This window comes from Agarivorans sp. MS3-6, assembly GCF_054112545.1.
In genome coordinates this window covers 4,193,218-4,210,972 of sequence record NZ_CM134202.1, presented here as the reverse complement: position 1 = coordinate 4,210,972, position 17,755 = coordinate 4,193,218, and the positions used below count along the sequence as shown (strand labels likewise).

Below are 17,755 nucleotides of genomic sequence, written 5' to 3'. Positions count from 1 at the left end.
AGGGCGTTATTTACAGATGACTACTCGCCATAGGGCTTATGATACTTCAGCCTCTTCCCAAGCTTGTTTCTTACGATAAATGGTTGAAGGGCTTACATCTAATAACTCAGCGGCTTTGGGGATATTGCCATCACAATGATCAATGGCATGCTCTATCGCCTCTTTTTCAGTGATCCATAAAGGTTGAATTTGATATTGGCTAGTCCCGGCGAGTTGCGCATTATTGCTTAGGTCCTCTAACTCTTCTGCATGGCGACCATCTTTGCCAATGGTACCTTCGGGTACAAGTACATTAAGAGGAGGGGGAAGCTGGCTGGCCAATACCTCTTTTCCATCATGTAATACGCAGATGTTACGAATAACATTCTGTAATTGGCGTACATTACCGGGCCAATCATAATTGCTCATCACGGTGGCGGTAAGACTAGAAAAACGACGAAACTGTTTCCCCTCTTCTTTGGCATAACGACGTAAGAACTTTTGAGCGATGCCTGGCACATCTAAACCGCGCTCGCGCAAAGGGGGAAGATGGATCGGCACAACGTATAAACGATAATAAAGATCTTCTCTAAAACGCCCTGCTTGCACTTCCTCCCATGGGTCGCGGTTTGTGGCGCATAAAAAGCGTACATCCACCTGCTCTTCTTGGCTTCCACCCACCTTTTGAAAACGCCCCGTTTGCACAAAACGTAACAGCTTGGTTTGCAAATCCATGTCCATTTCGCCGATTTCATCTAAGAACAAGGTACCGCCATGGGCCTGTGAAGCGGCCCCTGCGCGCTGTGCTGACGCTCCGGTAAAGGCGCCTTTAACATGACCAAAAATTTCGCTTTCCATTAGATCTTTAGGTATCGCACCGCAGTTGATCGCAACAAACGGCTTTTCAGCACGCTCTCCTTGTTTGTGAATTGCTTCAGCGCACACTTCTTTACCAGTGCCACTTTCACCGGTAATAAACACTGTGGCTTTGCTAGGTGCTACCGCTTCAATCATTCGGTAAACATTCTGCATCGACAAGCTCGCACCGATAAAACCATGAAAACTGTCGCGACCAGCGTCAGCTTGGTAGTCTTCGACTAGAGATTTGAGTTTGTGTAAGTTGAGCGCATTATTAACGGTTACCTTTAAGCGGCTCGCATCGAAGGGTTTCTCAATGAAATCAACCACGCCCAAACGCATAGAATCAACCGCTATATCTACCGAACCATACGCGGTAATAATAATCACCGAGGTAGGCAGGCTACGTTCCACCATCCATTCTAGAACTTGCATGCCTCCCATATCAGGAAGGTTTAAGTCCAGTAGCATCACTTGTGGTGACTGCTTAGACAAAAATTCGATGGCAGCACCGCCAGTGGCGACACGTTCCAACTTTAAGTTTTCTTTACTAAGATACGCTTTATAGGTAGCGGCTAATGTTTCACTGTCCTCTACCAACAACACCGAGGCTTTTAACTCAGTTCCCATAGTATCTCCCTAGGCTATGCTATTACTGTTTTTTCAAACTGCTTAATCGCGGCAATAGTTTGCTCTACGGTGTTAGCTAATTTTGGTATTTGTTCATCTAAGGCCTTCAGGTCAGACGCTTTGCCTGCAAGCTCTATGACCAACGCTAATTTGCGTAAACGTTCACCGCCAAAGGTCGCCACGTTTCCTTTCATGGTATGTGCGGCTAGCGTTATATCATTAAAAGCCCGCCGTTGATGTGCATGCTGAATACTGCTTAACTGCTGCTCGGTTTCTTGATACAGCAACGATAGCATTAATGGCAATGCTTCGGTGCCAGCATCTTTAACCAGTTGATTCAGTACCTGCCTATCAAGTAGCAACGATAAATCTTGTTCGGGTTCAACCGACACCAAGTCTGAAGAAGATGACGCGATAAGCATCTGTTCATCTTTAAGTTCAATAGCTTCAGATCCATCATCACTGCCTAAACGAGGTTGAACTGGCGCTAATATTTGTGGTTTATCATTAAACCACTGAACCAGTTTAGCCCTAAGTAAAGGAATGTCGATAGGCTTGGTGATAAAATCATTCATACCTGCAGTAAAACAGGCTTGCTTATCTTCGGCAAAGGCGTTGGCGGTCATCGCTAGGATCGGAGTATGTTGATTAGGCCCTTCCATTTCCCGAATATTTCGGGTGGCAGATAAACCATCCATAACTGGCATCGCCATATCCATAAGGATGACATCATAGTGGTTCTCAGCACAAAGTTCGACGGCGATTTGACCGTTTTCAGCACAACTCAACTCTTTAACAAAATCCTTTAACACCTGGGTGACTACCGTCCGATTCATCGCGCTGTCTTCCACTAACAACACGGTTGCGTTGTTAGCCGAACGGTCACTCGGCACGGGTTGTTCGAACGCCTCATCAAGTTGAATTGCAGGGGCATGTCGCCCTCTAAATGGAAACTTAACAGTAAATGTTGTTCCCCGCCCTACCTCACTGTCCACATGAATCTCGCCCCCCATTTTCTCAACCAATTGACGAGTAATGGCTAAACCCAAGCCTGTACCAGAATAGCGTTTACTGACACCACTTTCTACTTGGAAAAACTCCTCAAAAAGGCGTTCTTTATCTTCCTTCTCAATTCCAATTCCCGTGTCTTTTACTAACAATTCGATACCATAAGGATGGGTGGAGCTTAAGGCTAAAGTCACCCCTCCTTCTTGGGTAAACTTAATCGCATTCCCCATCAGGTTAAATACAATTTGTCTAAAGCGGAGCGGCTCTCCAAAGTACTCAGGCAAGATGTCATCATCAATGTGCAGTTCAAACTGCAAAGCTTTTTGCTGAGCGGAAGTACTAAACAATTTGACTATACTATTAAGCGTTTCTGATGCCGAAAACCATTCATTATTAAATTCAAGTTGCCCTGCTTCAATTTTAGAAAAATCAAGCACATTGTTCACTAAAGCCATTAAGGTATGGCCTGCTTCATTACCTGTATCAACAAACCCTTGTTGCTCAAGGCTAAGGTCAGTTTCTTTAAGAATTTGATACATATTGATGATAGCGTTTAGTGGGGTGCGAATCTCGTGACTCATACTGGCTAAAAACCGGCTTTTAGCCAGACTAGCCGCTTCGGCATCATGCTTAGCGCGCTCAAGTGATTTTTCAACGGCTTTTTGGGCACTTAAATCGGTAAAATGAGCGACATAATGGCTCAGCTTACCCTCGTTATCTTTGACTGATGAGACACTTAGCCACTCAGGTAATAAGTCACCATTTTTACGTCGATTAACAATTTCTCCTGACCATTCGCCGCGCTCTCTAAGGCTGTCCCACATGTCGTCATAAAAGTCTTTGCCGTGCTCGCCTGAGCTTAAAATGGAAGGTTTCTGACCGATAGCTTCTGCTTCTGTGTAACCGGTTATTCGAGTAAATGCGTGATTAACTCGCACGATTTGAGCATTATGGTTAGTGATAAAAATAGCCTCATTGGCATCAAACGCTTCTGCGGCCAGCTTCAACTCTTGCTCAGTACGCTTTCTATCGGAGATATCCCGCATAAAGGCAGTAAAGATTGTATCATCTCCCACCTCTACCGAACTTATGGTCAACTCAGATAAAAACTCATGCCCCTCTTTGTGTAATGCGGGTAGCTCAAGTCGTTGCCCTAGTACGGGAGCTTCACCGGTATCTCTATAATGCTGCATGCCTTTTCGATGCATTTCTCTAAAGGCTTCAGGCACAATAAAACTAGCCAGTTCTTGGCCAACAATTTCATCTCGAGAAAAGCCAAAGATGCGCTCTGCACTTTGGCTAAACTCCAGCACATAGCCATGTCGATCGGTAGTTATTACCGCATCCATGGCCGAGCTAATGGTAGCTTTCAAGATAGATTGGTTTTGCTCCAGCTCAAGCGCTAACTTCTCTTGCCCTTCAATCGCTTCTCTAAACTCAATATGCGATTGCTCTAAAGCCGCTGACATTTTATTAAAGGCGCGAGATACCTCCGATATTTCATCTCGGCCTTTTACCGCGAGCTGAAAACCAGGGCCGACTTGAGTGATGGTTTTGGCAGCATCTCTAAGGCCAGCAAGCTGACGAGTTAAATAAGTGCCTAACAGAAAAGAAAACAGCGCGACTAACGTAATCTCTAACAGAGCAATGCTCACCCCAAAAGAGCTAGCCTCCGAAATTAAAGCAGGCAAACCGTGATCATAAATACCAATTTGTATGTGACCATATAGCTTGTTGCCAATGATGACTTCAGTGTCGGTTTCAAAAATTTTGTGCGCATTATCAAAGTCGGCGTGTTGTTCAGTGTTAGCGGGCGGCTCTGAGCCACCTTTAGAGAGTAGTCGTTGGTTCTGGTCAGTAATGATGACATAAGCGACATCTTTCTGAGCAGAAAATTCTTCGGTAAGGCTATCGAGAGTCGCTAAATCGGTAGTAATAATGGCGTTTTTAGTTGTAGAGGCAAACAGTGAAGACATCATGCGGCCATGTTGCTCGACCTGTAACTCGTTAGAGTCATATAACCAGCCAATACTACTATAAACCAGTACGCCCAAAAGCACTGACTCTATCAGCGCTATACCCACTACCGTTTTCGCTTTAAAGCTAAGATTCATCGCGCCTATTCATCCTTGTTAACAAGGCTGGTCAATGATGAGTATCACCTATTTTAAGTTGCCTCACATCATCCCAATCTTTGTCTTTGGCTAATACAAAACCTTTCATATTTAAGTCTTTCAATAAGACTTGCTGTTCTGGTTTGCTGTCCATTTCAAGCATTGCTCGTTGCACACTGAGCACCACCGCTTCAGGCACCCTTGGATGAGCAGCAATAGCATGAGGTGTAAAATCAGGCGACTTCCACAACACTTTTAGCTGCTCAGTGATGGTCGAATCGCTATTAGCAAAAGTGCGAGGGATCCCGCCACCAGCTGGATATAAACCCGCCGCTACCACTCTGTAAACCGAATCATGAGACCCCACATACTTGGGCGTAAAGTCGACCCCTTGTTGAATCAAATACCCTCTAGTCACCACGCTCGCGGCAAACGCTCGAGGTGCAGGAAAGGCTAACGTTTGGTCATTGAGCTGCTGAACACTAGTGACATTAATATCACTATCAGCTCTTACCACTATAATACCATTTAGTCGTTTGTCTTTAGATTTCGCAAATGCCCGATAACCAGGATGCGCGGAATAGACCTGATAATGATAAGGGTTCATGTAGGCAAAATCGTATTCTCCACTGGCTAAACGCTTCTCAAATTCAGGAATACTCGGTGCGGTTTTAAATTCCACTTGGTAATGGCTTTCAACACTAAGCGCATCCAAAAAAGGGCTCCATAGAACAGCCAAACGCGTCGCCGATTGCTGAGGCACCACCCCAAAAGTGTAAATTTTTGGCGCTGCTTTCACTTGTAAAACCACAAAAATAAGCAGTAGCGCGATGACAATAAGCAGGGTTGCCTTTATCTGTGTTCTTCGCCGAGCTTTGTATTTTTTACTTTTCAGCTCCAGTATTTCAATATCCGGCTTTTGCTTGCTCAATTTGCTCCTTACTCCAGTTAACGCTTGTATAGTAAAAAACATATCACACCCTTATTGAAAGTAGTTGAGAGTTAATAAGTATTCTTTGTACATATCGCTTGAAACGAGGAAACAAAACAGTAATACGTGAGGTTTCTCTCAATAATTCTGATTTCAAACTAGGGTTAAAGCGATCGTTCATCACAACCCCAATCAACCTCACGTCATCAGTACGTAAGTCAGCAATCGCCGATTCAAAAGCCGGCCGTGAGGTTAACCCAGCCATCATGGTTATAATGCTGGCATCACAGCTTGATAAGGCTCGCTGAGCAGAGATATTACCGCCATTGTTTTGATTAACCGCAGATGTATCAACCAGCACCAACTGATAGCTTTCTTTCCATCGCTCAACCCACTGCTCAATCACTCCGGGCTCTTTAAGGGAAAGCAATGAAGCTTTGTCGTTTGGACTAGGTAAATAATCAATCCCAGTGTGAGGGTCTTTAATCACTCCTTGTACCTTTCCCCTATCCCAGCCTAAATCAAATAGCGGTATATCGAATTGTCGAGGGTGATGCAGATTGAAATCGACCACCAATACCCTGCGATTAGCCGCTGCGGCCCGCCTCGCTATGGCATCGACAAGGGTTGACACACCTTCTTCCGGTTGCGCTGAACTCACTCCAATGCAAGAGCTTTGTGCCACTGGTAAGCGTTGATACACTCGCTCTAACTCTTGGTAATTCGAAGGTAAACTAATCATAAAAACCCCAACAGTGCGCTAATTGTTACAATTCTGAATACATCTTCCATACCTTGGCGAGCCTTATGCCAACCACTTTCTTCACGTGATGGGATGTACACCGTGTCACCAGCTCTAATCACCGGCAGCATGCCAAAGTCACCGGTTTTAGAGAACTCGAGCAAATTAAACGTACGAGCTTGGTCTTTACAACAAGATAAGTTAACCACGGTGATTTTTTCAGGAAATCCATCATTGTCGACACCGCCGGCTTCAGCTAACAAATCTAATAGCGTCATATCATCGTTAAAGCGGTAACGACCAGGTTTGTTCACTGAACCTAACACTCGAACAGTGCGTTCTTTTTTCTCTGACAACCAGTTACGGTCTTTTTCAGGGATGTAAATCGAATCCCCTGGAACCACATTAGGTAACAAAGATTCATCTCCCGTTTCAAAATACATCGCTAAATCTAATTTTGAGACTTGCGCATGCTTACCATTACGGTGGCTGATTCGCACATTGCTAATATCAGCTTTTTCCGAAGGGCCATCGGCTGCAGCAAGAATATCGAGGAAATGCATGCTGGGGTCAAAGCGGTAGCGGCCGGGGGCGACTACTTGACCAAATACATAAATAGAGTCTTCTGAACGCTGGCGCACCCATTGAGATTTATTATCACTTGGGTCATCAGGCAATTGCGGCACCATAATGGTTGTACCAGCTACGATACGGGGCATACGTGTATTACTAATTTCGCCGTTTAGATACGCATTTAAGTCAAAGTTAACCGAACGAGTACTGCCGTTTGCATCACTAAATAATACGGTTATTTTCGCCATATCAGCGTTAGGTTTAGGGCCGCCAGCGTGCGCTAACAAATCCATGAGATTCATTTCGTTGGCCCATTCAAAACGGCCTGGACGGTTTACCTCTCCCATGACTTTTACTGCACGATTAGGTGAAACCTTGGTCCATGATTTCTCATTTAAATCGGTTTTTTCTGGGATGAAAATCGCGTCGCCAGCGGCAATTTTTGGCAATTTGGCGCTGCGACCTTCAGTAAAAGACTGTAAATCAAAACGTTCTACTGAACCGCCTGCCCGAATAATTCTAATTTGACGAGTTTCAGCAAACCGCGTTGGGCCACCCGAATTAGCTAACACATCTAAAAATCCAGCATTTTTATTACCTTCATAAGCACCAGGTTTAAATACTTCACCCATTACATAAACGGTGTTAGCACCGGCTTTAATCTCTTCTTCTTGCTTAGGCACAAAAACTGTAGTGCCAACGGTTAAGCGGGGCATCATATCGCTATCGCCAGTGTCCAGATAACGCTTTAAATTGAAAAGCTTAGGCTCACCATCAATAATAACGCGAATTTGTTCAACACTGGCATAACGCGTCACGCCCCCGGCACGCATCAACATATCTACCAATGTCGCTGACTCTTTAAAAGAAAAGCTGCCAGGGTTATACACTTCACCAAATACTTTTACAGCGGTGCGATCTTCGGCGGCATCACCTTTATCATTAAGCGCCTTAGGATCAAAATCGACTGCTACATTACCTATCTTGGGTGATGCCGGAACAAACAATACATCCAAAGACTCCAGCCTTGGCAGTACCTTTAAATCACCAGAATCCAAGTAACGCTTGTAATTGAACACTTCTGTTTCATCATCGCCGCGGCGCAGTTGCATGCGATCAAGTTGTGCCCCTGAGCGTAAACCTCCAGCAGCTTGAATAGCCATTTGTACGCCAGCACCCTCGGCTAATACTACTTCACCGGGTTGGCCAACAAAACCTAATACACTAATCCGAATACGTCGCTCATCGAGCAGAACTTTTAGGCCTGCTAAGTCGCGATACGCTTTAGATAGCTCGCGTCTAATTTTTTCCTGCATTTGCTGCTCAGTAAAACCAGATACCATAATCGGGCCTACTTCTGGCAATATCAGCCGACCATTTCGGTCCACTTCAAAATTTTTGTCTAAAGACGCCTCACCAGGTAGGATAATTCTAATCACATCGCCCGCTTGCACTTGTGGGTTCGCTGCCGACGCGGTCACGCTAAACACAATACTCATTACCAAGCCCACAAACATCCATGCTACAACGATAAATTTACAAAGCTTTGAAGTACTCATGGTTTGCTCCTTACTGTGCGCTTTCAAAGCGCTGAGCGAAAATGTTGGTTTCGGCGTCGATAACACTAATAGTGACGCGGCGGTTTGAGTGACGAATGGCATCGGTTTCGCCTTCTGAATAGGGTTGAGAGTCAGCAACAGCAGCCAATTTAATTTGCTGTTCGTTCATACCAAGTTCTGTCATGTAGTCTGCAACCGCTTGCGCTCTGGCTAGAGACAAACGCTGTTTGTACTCGTCATCACCTTTACTATCACTATGACCGGTAATAATTAGCGCTACTTTACTGGCCGCAATAATCGGCGTGAGATTAGTGAGCTGATCTTTATATGCCGGAGTCAGCTCACTCGAATCAAAAGCAAACTGGTTATTACTATTTAAGGCGTCGCTAATGCTTACCATCAACTGCGAAGATTGAATATGACCTAGACGATCAGTTTGGCAGGCGCCACTTTCGGTAACCCGATCAAGGCGCTGCTCTAACATGTTTACAAAGTGTTGTTGAATCTCAAGATCATTGGCAGCATCAAAGGTTAACCCCCCTTCTAACTCACGCACTATTCGCTGCTGTTGCATCCGCGCTTGAGTGACCGATGCAGGGAAACATAACTCGGCGCCTTCTAGGATTAACAAATCTAATTGATGTTTAACTAATACTGACTCGAAATGCAGGCCATGCTCTGGACCCAGTTCTCTTAGGTCAGCGGTACCCGTATCGCCGTCTAACCATGCTAATAAACCTAATTGATGCTCGGCAAAACCGCCACGCCCTTGCTCTGGCCAGCTGCTACACGCTGAGGTCATTAATAACAATAAGCTGATGATGATGCTACGCATGATAGGCTCCTTGAATACCACTTAAGCGGCAATAGACGTTAAAGAGTCAACGTGCTGAGTTTGACGAGGAAGGGTATCCATCATGGTAATGATGTGGTTTACCCGTAACATAGTGAGCAAATCTCTTGGCTGTTGCTTGGCGCCCACCAGAATTAAACGGCCGCCCACCGACTTGATACGTTTAAACATAAATACCAAGGCCCCCACTCCTGAGGCGTCCAGAAAATCAACCTGCTGCATATTCACAATCACTAGCTTGCTAGCTGCACTGTGGCAAATATTTTCAAATTGGTTTTTATGCTCTGCACATGACTTGGCATCAAAGTTACCGTCAATAGATGCAGTAAGGTCACCGAGGTCTGAAGTAGTAAGTTGCATATTCATATTTAGCTCCACAATTCTTGATTATCAAGACCTATAAAGCCAAATCTATGCCACCATTAAAATATTGATTAATTACAATAACTTAAAACAGTAAGAAATGAAAAAAGACGTTTATTTTCAGAAAAGAAAATCGTATTTCGCAAAATGCAACAGCCTAGGTTTAAAGTCTCGCTAAGCATGATCAGTGCGCATCAGCGGATTTTTCTGACACTAGCACTATCGCTGATAGGATTTAAGAGGATTACCCGCAGCCAACCTAGTTTATTATTGCTTGGCTCAGCGGTTCAGGCTTAGCTAATAAACGGTTCAGTTGATTTGCTTGCACTGGCCTAGAAAAGAAGAAGCCTTGATAAACTTGGCAGCCATTACGGTTCAGAAAATCTAACTGCGCTTGAGTTTCTACGCCTTCAGCGACGGTGCTTAAGCCTAGGTTATTAGCTAAGTTAATAATAGTAGAACAAATTTGAGCATCTTCTATCGTGGTTGCACATTCATCAACAAAAGAACGATCTATTTTAAGCACATCAATGGGTAAGCGTTTTAAGTAATTAAGTGAAGAGTAGCCGGTACCAAAATCGTCTACTGAAATTCTTATGTTTAGGGCTTGTAGTTGCGACATCACTTCAATACAGCGTTCAATATCGGTGAGTAGCACCCCTTCGGTTATTTCTAATTCCAAATGGCTGGGGTTCACCCCATAACGATGACAATGCTCTTGTATAAACGACACCAGCTGGCCTGAGACCAAGTGTTTACCGGATATATTCACCGATATGGGCACTTGTCGTATGTTTTCCTGCTGCCATTGCTGTAACAAGATCACCACCTCAGTGATAGCGAACTGACCCAACTGGATCACGAGATCAGACTCTTCCGCTAACGGAATAAACTCACTGGGCGAAATGCTCCCTTCTTTAGGGTGAGACCAGCGCATCAAGGCTTCCAAGCCAACCACCTCACCATCAGCGGTGACTTTAGGCTGATAAACCATAGAGAACTGTCCTCCGCACTCTATTCCTTTGGCCATTTCTTGCTCGTAATCGAAGTTTCTGGCAGCCTTGTGAGCCATTTCGGCTTCAAAAATTTGAAAGTTGTCTCGGCCCCGTTGCTTAGCGTAATACATCGCTATATCGGCATGTTGAATTAGCTGTTCACTCGTCGTTTGGCCAACAACTGCTGGCGCAATACCAATACTGGTAGGAATGTTTATCATTCTGCCCTCAAGCTCTAAAGGCTCTCGCATCACCGTTAAAACCTCGTTGGCTTTAGACCTTGCCAACTCAATGCTTACCGCTCCAGAAAACAACACTACAAATTCATCACCGCCCCAACGGGCTATAACATCGGTAGATCTAGTTACACTAATTAAACGTTTAGCCACTTCACAAAGCAACTCATCTCCAGCCTTATGCCCTAGGGTATCGTTAATTTTCTTAAAACGATCTAAGTCCATAAAAAATAGAACGATATCTTCATTTTTATGGGTAGCGCGTTGAATAACGTCTTGTAAACGCCCCATCAAATAGGTTCGATTATACAAGCCTGTTAAGGGGTCACTATAGGCGAGTTGTTTCAACTTATCTTGCAGTTTAAGTTGGCGGGTTACATCACGAATATGTAAGGTAAACTCATTTTTTATCTCACTGCCCAAGCTGGCCCCAGTAATCACAATTTCTGCAGGAAACTGGTCACCAGAATTACGGTGCAGGGTAATTGCGTTTCGCCTGTTGCGGAGCAAACCTTGCGAAGTAGAAAACCGATGTTGTAGGCTAGCTTTTACTTGCTCTTGGTCTTGCTCTAAGATAAATAGCTGAATAAAGCTCTTACCGCTAACTTGTGATTTTAGATAACCAAAAGTACGCTCTGCGGCAGGGTTAAACTCGATAATCCCACCCAATAGATCTACGGTAATGATGCAATCCATCGACGAGTCTAAAATGGCACTTTTTCTTTTTTCACTGGCACGAAAGTCATCTATGGCATTATCACGTTTGGATATTTCCACGCTGACTCGTTCGATAACTTGATTATATTGAGTGGCTATTTGTCCCACTTCGGTAAATGGCTCAACCGGAACGGGCTCAGAAAAGCGCCCTTGTTGTTGTTGGTTATTCATTGAACTTAGTAAATCAATCAGCTCGGTGGACGCTCTATGTTCACTGACATTCATGCCTTTTAGCTCATCTTCTCTCGATACCCTTAAGGGGAAAAAATGATTCACTGTATACAGCAATATAAAGCTTAAGCCAAAGCTATACACCCCAATTGCACCAATGCCATACAACTGTGCTGTCACTTGTTCAACACGCGTTAATCCCGTAGCTAAGGTGTCTAAATTAGCAAACAGACCCACAGCAAGAGTCCCCCAGACCCCAGCAAACAAGTGCGCAGGCACAACACCTAAAGCATCATCTATTTTGCAGCGTTCAATAAGACGGGTGCCGACATATAACACCACCCCAGCAACCATGCCTATCATGACGGCTTGTTTTGGCGATACGGCATGGCAACCCGCTGTGATAGAGACCAAACCGGCTATTACACCATTTAAGATAAAGCCCACATCAACATAACGTTTAAACCAATAATGACAGACTGAACTAATCAGCCCACCAGCAGCGGCCGCTAAGCAAGTATTAAGAATAATGCTAGGAATTTGGTCACTAAACAATATAGTGCTACCACCATTAAAACCAAACCACCCCAACCAAATAAGCAAGGTACCTAACACTGACATCGGTAAGTTATTACCTACCGGTAAAGATGTAGCACTATCAAAGCGACCAATTCTTGGGCCTATAATCAGTACCGCTGCCAATGCGACATACCCGCCAACAGAATGAACCACAGTAGAGCCGGCAAAATCGACAAAACCTAAGCGTTCCAACCAGCCCAAGTTTGTGCTTATGTATATCGACGCCCAAGCCCAATGGCCAGCAACCGGGTACACAACTGCGCTGATAATCACACATACAGCGATGTAGCCCATAAAGGACATACGTTCAGCTACCGCGCCCGACAATAGCGTTGCTGCAGTACCGCAAAACATCATTTGAAATAGGAAAAAGCTAACTTGGAAAGCCGATTGCTGCTCGCCCACAAAAAAATCGCTCAGGCCTATCCAGCCCTTAGATGACTCGCCAAACATCAACGCAAAGCCAAACGCCCAATAAATAAGCGCAGCGATAACAAAATCAGATATGTTTTTCGCAGCGACATTAATACTGTTTTTACTGCGAATTTTGCCGCTTTCTAAACACAAAAAGCCTGCTTGCATTAAAAACACTAAGGTTGAAGCAATCAGCAACCATAAGTAGTCCATTACATATCCCCATCGAGAAAGATGTTTGCTTTAGGTACACGAAAATACAGCTTCCAGCTGGTATTTTTAACACCATGTCTTTTAAAACAGTTTGTTCAGTATCCATACAACAAGACTGTTTAGCAAGCCAAAACACCTTCACACCTATTGGGTAAGCGTTTGTAAAGACTAACAATAATTAAAACTTTATGGGTAAAACCATTGAACAAACAAAGCGATATTGGAGCAATCAACTACAATTATCTCGGAACCGTAGCAAAACCCTGTTTTTCTACGGGTAGCCCATCGTTAACATCGACGATTTCACTAAATAGGGTGACACATACTTACTGATTAGTTCAGCAATCACTGGCTATATTACCTAAGGGTAGACATTAGCCGCGCAAACTATTGCCCCTTCCCTGCCACCACTACCCATACGGTTTTAAGTAAAACGCTAAGGTCTTGATATAACCACGTGCCACATTGGCTCAGACTTAATGCATAGCAGTGATCGTAAGCCAACTTTTGCTTCACATCTTCAATGCTGGAGTCATAGGCCAAGTTGACTTGAGCCAAGCCGGTAATGCCAGGCTTTAAGCCTACGGTACGCTCGCTGTAGTAAGGGATAGCTTGCTCTAAAGAGTGGTAAAATACCGGCCGCTCGGGACGAGGCCCCACTAAAGACATCTCGCCTTTAAGTACATTGATGAGTTGCGGTAGCTCATCAATACGGGTTTTACGCAAAAACCGCCCTACTCGAGTTGTTCGATCATCTCGCTTGCTCGCCCATACCGCACCACTGTTTTTTTCCGCATCGGCTCGCATACTTCTAAACTTATAAATTTCAAATAATTGCACTACTTTGTCAGAAATCAGTCCGACCCGTGTTTGCTGGTAAAAGATAGGGCCTTTGCTGTCTAATTTAATCGCTAAGGCTACCAACGGAAACAAAGGGCTAAAAACAACCAGCAATATGCTCGAGCCAATAATATCAAATGCTCGTTTACCCACCATCACAGTGGGGCTAACAAATCGAAGCAAGTATTGGCGCCTCACCTTCTTAGCTAGGTACTCAAGGCAGCCAAGCATGCTAGAAAAATGCCCCTCCACCAAATAATTAAGGCTAGCAATTGCCCTAGGCCAAACCAGACGAGGTAAAACTCTCGGTAGCATAGCTAATACGTAAGCCACTAACTGTAATAGAAATAGTACCGCAAACAATGGAGCCTGCACGCCTAGCAGCATGGAGCCAAATAAGCTGGTTAACATAAATACCGGAATGGTCACACGAAGTGCTTTGCCCGAGAAAAAAGTAAATGCAACACCTCTAAAACGGGGTAATAACATGTGGCGCAACCGGATAAGCTGTTGTAAGTTACCGGCGCCAATACGCTTCCTGCGACTGCGGTCTTGATTATCTGAAGCGTGTTCAAGCTCTAGCGCGCGAATATTTGGCTCATATACCGCTCGATACCCCTGTGCCACAATATCCATTGGAATAACAAAATCATCATTGATGGTGTCTTCTGGCATAACTCGAAATAACGATTTACGAATCAAATAAAACGCACCATGAGCACCCAATGGCGCCCCCATGTCAGCTTCACAACGTTTCACTTCACGCTGATAACGCCAATAAGCTTGCTCTCCTACTGAACCGGGACTAAGTAGGTGGTAGTAACCACAGACCACCCCTACCTCAGCTTGGCTAAAATGACTTGCGGCAATCAGCATTGCGTCAACCGAGATGAGCGCAGAAACATCTGATAAAGCCACAATATCAGCCTGACTTTGCCTAATATGCTGATTGAGCACCGCCACCTTGCCCTGATTGTCTGTTTGTTCGCATATTTCGATATCAAAACTGCAAAAGCTCAATTCTGCTAAACAGGCTCTTGCGACGGCGGCAGTATTATCACTGCAACCATCACATATCACCTTAATGCTTAAGCGGTCATCGGGATAATCTAGCGTAGTCAGATTAATCAATTTTGCCGCAATATAATCTTGTTCATTGTAAGCTGGAATGAGTAATTGAATGGTCGGCAATCGCGCATCGGCTTCGCTGTGATGATAATTGCGTACCACACTAACAGGGCTTGCAGCTTCTGTTTGCTTATTCCCTTTACTGAGTAACTTAAGTAATAGCGGGTAAAGCGCGTGATGATAGACCACCAGAAACATCGCTATTAACGTAATCCAAATCAATGCATTCATATCCCCTCTCCTTTTCTGCTTAAGAGTAACGGTGACGAAGCGCCGCGTAGTTACGCGCCGTGGTGCGTAAATCACCGCATTGCTTAACAAACTGGCGAGGATTACCAGAATTAGGCATCTCTAGTTTTTTTTCTAAAGCTTGGGCCATTGCAAAAGCACTACCGGGCTCAACCAAGGTCCCTGTGCGTGGGCAAAGAGCTTCGGTAGACGCACCAACATCTGTCACCACCGCGGGAATTTCACAAGATTGCGCCTCCAAGATAACCAATGACAAACCCTCAAAGTAAGACGGCAAACAGAATAGGTCTAAGCTTTGATAAAAAGTAGGCATCGCTTCTACCGCGCCCAAAAAATGAACCCGCTGCTGTAAGTTTAACGACCGAACTAATTGTTCTAAATGTGGTCGCTGACTGCCATCGCCAGCCAACACAAGATCAACGTCAGGAGGCAAAAATGTTAAAGACTCTATCAACACCGCCTGGCCTTTTTCAAGCTCTAAGCGCCCAGCACAACCAATCATTCGACGCTCTTCAGGTAATCCCATTTTCCTACGTGCCGCTAGTTTATTACCGGGTGTAAAGTTATAAGTATCCACGCCATTTTTAATCACTTGCACCTTTTCATCATCCACCCCTATAGCAGCTTTTAACTCTCCTGCGACGAGGTTGGCATCAGCAACCAGCATTGGTTTGACCCATTTCAGTACCAGCGCCTGTAAAAGACGGCGACGCTGCTGGCGTAGGTGCCATGCGTCGTGCTCAGTATGAATAAGCACTTTGACGCCCGCCAAGCGGGCTGCAATGCCGCCATAAATTAGCGGCCCAATATGATGGGTATGCACCACTGGCACGGCCCATTGGCGAAACAAATTTATCAACTTCCACAAGGTCGCAAAATGAAAACCGGGCTTTTTATCCAAGAACATCAATCGGGAGGCATAAGGACGTAAGCGCGGCCAAGCTGCTAGCGCCTGTTCTTTGTTCCCTTCCAGAGAGATAATCACCCCTTGCTCATGTGTCTCTTCCATGCGTTGTAAATCTAACGCCATAGTTTCAATACCGCCGGGTTGCAAATGTTGAACGACTTGGATCCAAATGCTCATAATGTAATCCTTTTTAATGCGATTCTTTAAGCGGTGGAATTCGGCTTAATACCGATACTCCCGCAATGTCTTCAATGTCTTTAATAGTGCGTAAACTTGAATCGGTTAGCTCTGCAATCACCGCTAAACTAATGCCAATGGCAATGCCTCCAGCTAAACCTGCAACTACAAACATCCACATGGGTAATGTTGCTGGGCCACTAGGGGTATAAGCTCGGTCAATAATTTTTATCCGGTCAGCTTGCTCAAATACCCCCAACGCACCAGTAACTTGGGCCATTTCATAGCGAGTGAGCAGGTTTTCGTAGAGGCTACGTTGCACCCGCAGATTTCGATTTAAGATACGAAGCTGCTGCTCTTGCTCACCCACTGAACCAATTTGTTGCTGCAATGAATTGGCTAAGCTGCGTAACTGCGATACCTCTTCGGCCAAAGCGTCTACCCGTTGACGAGCTATCATTAAGGCCTCTACCTGCACAATCAACATTTCACCATTGGACTCAGTAATCGAGATTTGCTGTTGGAGTAACGCCGAGCTGTCGGTATTGCTCACCGCCGATTCTGGTAGCGCCAACACTTGTTCACGCTCCTCTTCTAGATGACGTAAGGTACGTTTGATAGCCAGCACCTTAGAGTGCCCCTCGGTATAACGAGACATTAAGGTCGCTAACTCAGCCCGATTTAGGACAATTTGCTCCTCAAGACGCGTCACTACCGGGTTTGTCCGTGAAAGCTGTTGATCTATGCTACCTAAACTTTGTTTCGCCCCTGCTAATTCAGCTTCGCGCTCAATCAACCGCTGACGTATTTGTGATAAGCGGTCCATATTTGCGGCATGTTGTTCGGGCAAGCCATCGGCGTGCTCGGTGCGATATGATGCCAAGGCTTCTTCGGCTTTTTCTAGTTCTAAGCTGCTAATGCTTAAGTGCTCACGCAAAAAGCGCTCAGAGTCTTGGATTGAAGAACGGGAAGGCGCCAGTAACTGCTCGATGAAATGTGTTGAGACTGTTTCTAGCAACTCACTCATGCCCTGAGGATTAGCTGATTTATAATCGATCCTAATTAAATCTTTACCCACTTGGCGTACGGTTAGTGCTGATGATAATCGCTTAATTACTTGCTCTTTGCGTAAGGGACTATCACTCTCAAACATCAAACCTTGTTCTATGGCCACTTCACTTAAAACATGTCGGCTATGTAATAAGGTGGTTAAGGCTTCCATCCGTCCTTCAACGTTGGCAGATACAGCTAGGTCTTCTAAAAATGGATTTAAACTGGCAGTTTCCTGTACCAACATACTCGTATGCGAGGCATATTGCTTATCAGACATTAGTGATACTAAGGCACCAGCAATAGGCATAAGTAATATTGGTAAAGCAATTAAATAACGTCGACGCCACAGCGCATCAACGATTAAATAAATTCTTGGTAGTAACTCGCCCATTGTATTCTCCACTTTATTCAAGCCTTGAAGTGCGAATTTCGTACCATTATTTTTTTATTCTTAGTATCAGACACT

At 44.8% G+C, this 17,755-nt stretch carries 11 protein-coding genes; all 11 read right to left on the bottom strand.

The window, feature by feature from the left end; translation table 11 throughout:
* Window positions 1-36 precede the first annotated feature (36 nt).
* Window positions 37-1,467, bottom strand: a complete 1,431-nt coding sequence (locus ACVFI8_RS19430; RefSeq protein WP_457872392.1) for a sigma-54-dependent transcriptional regulator — start codon at window positions 1,465-1,467, stop codon at window positions 37-39.
* A gap of 14 nt (window positions 1,468-1,481) precedes the next feature.
* Window positions 1,482-4,589 carry a PAS domain S-box protein gene (locus ACVFI8_RS19425; RefSeq protein WP_457872391.1) on the bottom strand — a complete coding sequence of 1,036 codons (3,108 nt, stop codon included), beginning with the start codon at window positions 4,587-4,589 and terminating at the stop codon, window positions 1,482-1,484.
* Between the two features lie 31 nt (window positions 4,590-4,620).
* Window positions 4,621-5,520, bottom strand: a complete 900-nt coding sequence (locus ACVFI8_RS19420) for a phosphate/phosphite/phosphonate ABC transporter substrate-binding protein (protein WP_457872389.1) — start codon at window positions 5,518-5,520, stop codon at window positions 4,621-4,623.
* Window positions 5,521-5,563: 43 nt separating this feature from the next.
* Window positions 5,564-6,262 (bottom strand): hypothetical protein, encoded by a 699-nt coding sequence (locus tag ACVFI8_RS19415; protein ID WP_457872388.1) that lies wholly within the window; start codon window positions 6,260-6,262, stop codon window positions 5,564-5,566.
* Window positions 6,259-8,394, bottom strand: a complete 2,136-nt coding sequence (locus ACVFI8_RS19410) for an SLBB domain-containing protein (protein ID WP_457872387.1) — start codon at window positions 8,392-8,394, stop codon at window positions 6,259-6,261. Before ACVFI8_RS19410 ends, ACVFI8_RS19415 begins: the two co-directional genes overlap by 4 nt.
* Before the next feature lie 10 nt (window positions 8,395-8,404).
* Window positions 8,405-9,229: an OmpA family protein gene (locus ACVFI8_RS19405; RefSeq protein ID WP_457872386.1), complete on the bottom strand. Its 825-nt coding sequence runs from the start codon at window positions 9,227-9,229 to the stop codon at window positions 8,405-8,407.
* A gap of 21 nt (window positions 9,230-9,250) precedes the next feature.
* Window positions 9,251-9,613, bottom strand: a complete 363-nt coding sequence (locus tag ACVFI8_RS19400; protein WP_248711950.1) for an STAS domain-containing protein — start codon at window positions 9,611-9,613, stop codon at window positions 9,251-9,253.
* Window positions 9,614-9,869: 256 nt separating this feature from the next.
* Window positions 9,870-12,935, bottom strand: a complete 3,066-nt coding sequence (gene amt, locus ACVFI8_RS19395; RefSeq protein WP_457872385.1) for an ammonium transporter — start codon at window positions 12,933-12,935, stop codon at window positions 9,870-9,872.
* A gap of 387 nt (window positions 12,936-13,322) precedes the next feature.
* The gene (locus tag ACVFI8_RS19390; RefSeq protein WP_457872384.1) at window positions 13,323-15,134 is read right to left on the bottom strand and encodes a sugar transferase; all 1,812 of its coding nucleotides are present in this window, start codon (window positions 15,132-15,134) and stop codon (window positions 13,323-13,325) included.
* 19 nt (window positions 15,135-15,153) lie between these two features.
* Window positions 15,154-16,236 carry a glycosyltransferase gene (locus tag ACVFI8_RS19385; RefSeq protein WP_248711953.1) on the bottom strand — a complete coding sequence of 361 codons (1,083 nt, stop codon included), beginning with the start codon at window positions 16,234-16,236 and terminating at the stop codon, window positions 15,154-15,156.
* A gap of 13 nt (window positions 16,237-16,249) precedes the next feature.
* Complete coding sequence (locus ACVFI8_RS19380) at window positions 16,250-17,680, bottom strand: Wzz/FepE/Etk N-terminal domain-containing protein (protein WP_457872382.1); 1,431 nt, start codon at window positions 17,678-17,680, stop codon at window positions 16,250-16,252.
* Window positions 17,681-17,755 lie beyond the last annotated feature (75 nt).

Excerpts from the sequence above, each read along its gene's own strand:
- ACVFI8_RS19430 (WP_457872392.1), bottom strand. The coding sequence starts at position 1,467 with ATGGGAACTGAGTTAAAAGCCTCGGTGTTGTTGGTAGAGGACAGTGAA.
- ACVFI8_RS19425 (WP_457872391.1), bottom strand. The coding sequence starts at position 4,589 with ATGAATCTTAGCTTTAAAGCGAAAACGGTAGTGGGTATAGCGCTGATA.
- ACVFI8_RS19415 (WP_457872388.1), bottom strand. The coding sequence starts at position 6,262 with ATGATTAGTTTACCTTCGAATTACCAAGAGTTAGAGCGAGTGTATCAA.
- ACVFI8_RS19410 (WP_457872387.1), bottom strand. The coding sequence starts at position 8,394 with ATGAGTACTTCAAAGCTTTGTAAATTTATCGTTGTAGCATGGATGTTT.
- ACVFI8_RS19405 (WP_457872386.1), bottom strand. The coding sequence starts at position 9,229 with ATGCGTAGCATCATCATCAGCTTATTGTTATTAATGACCTCAGCGTGT.
- ACVFI8_RS19400 (WP_248711950.1), bottom strand. The coding sequence starts at position 9,613 with ATGAATATGCAACTTACTACTTCAGACCTCGGTGACCTTACTGCATCT.
- amt (WP_457872385.1), bottom strand. The coding sequence starts at position 12,935 with ATGGACTACTTATGGTTGCTGATTGCTTCAACCTTAGTGTTTTTAATG.
- ACVFI8_RS19390 (WP_457872384.1), bottom strand. The coding sequence starts at position 15,134 with ATGAATGCATTGATTTGGATTACGTTAATAGCGATGTTTCTGGTGGTC.
- ACVFI8_RS19385 (WP_248711953.1), bottom strand. The coding sequence starts at position 16,236 with ATGAGCATTTGGATCCAAGTCGTTCAACATTTGCAACCCGGCGGTATT.
- ACVFI8_RS19380 (WP_457872382.1), bottom strand. The coding sequence starts at position 17,680 with ATGGGCGAGTTACTACCAAGAATTTATTTAATCGTTGATGCGCTGTGG.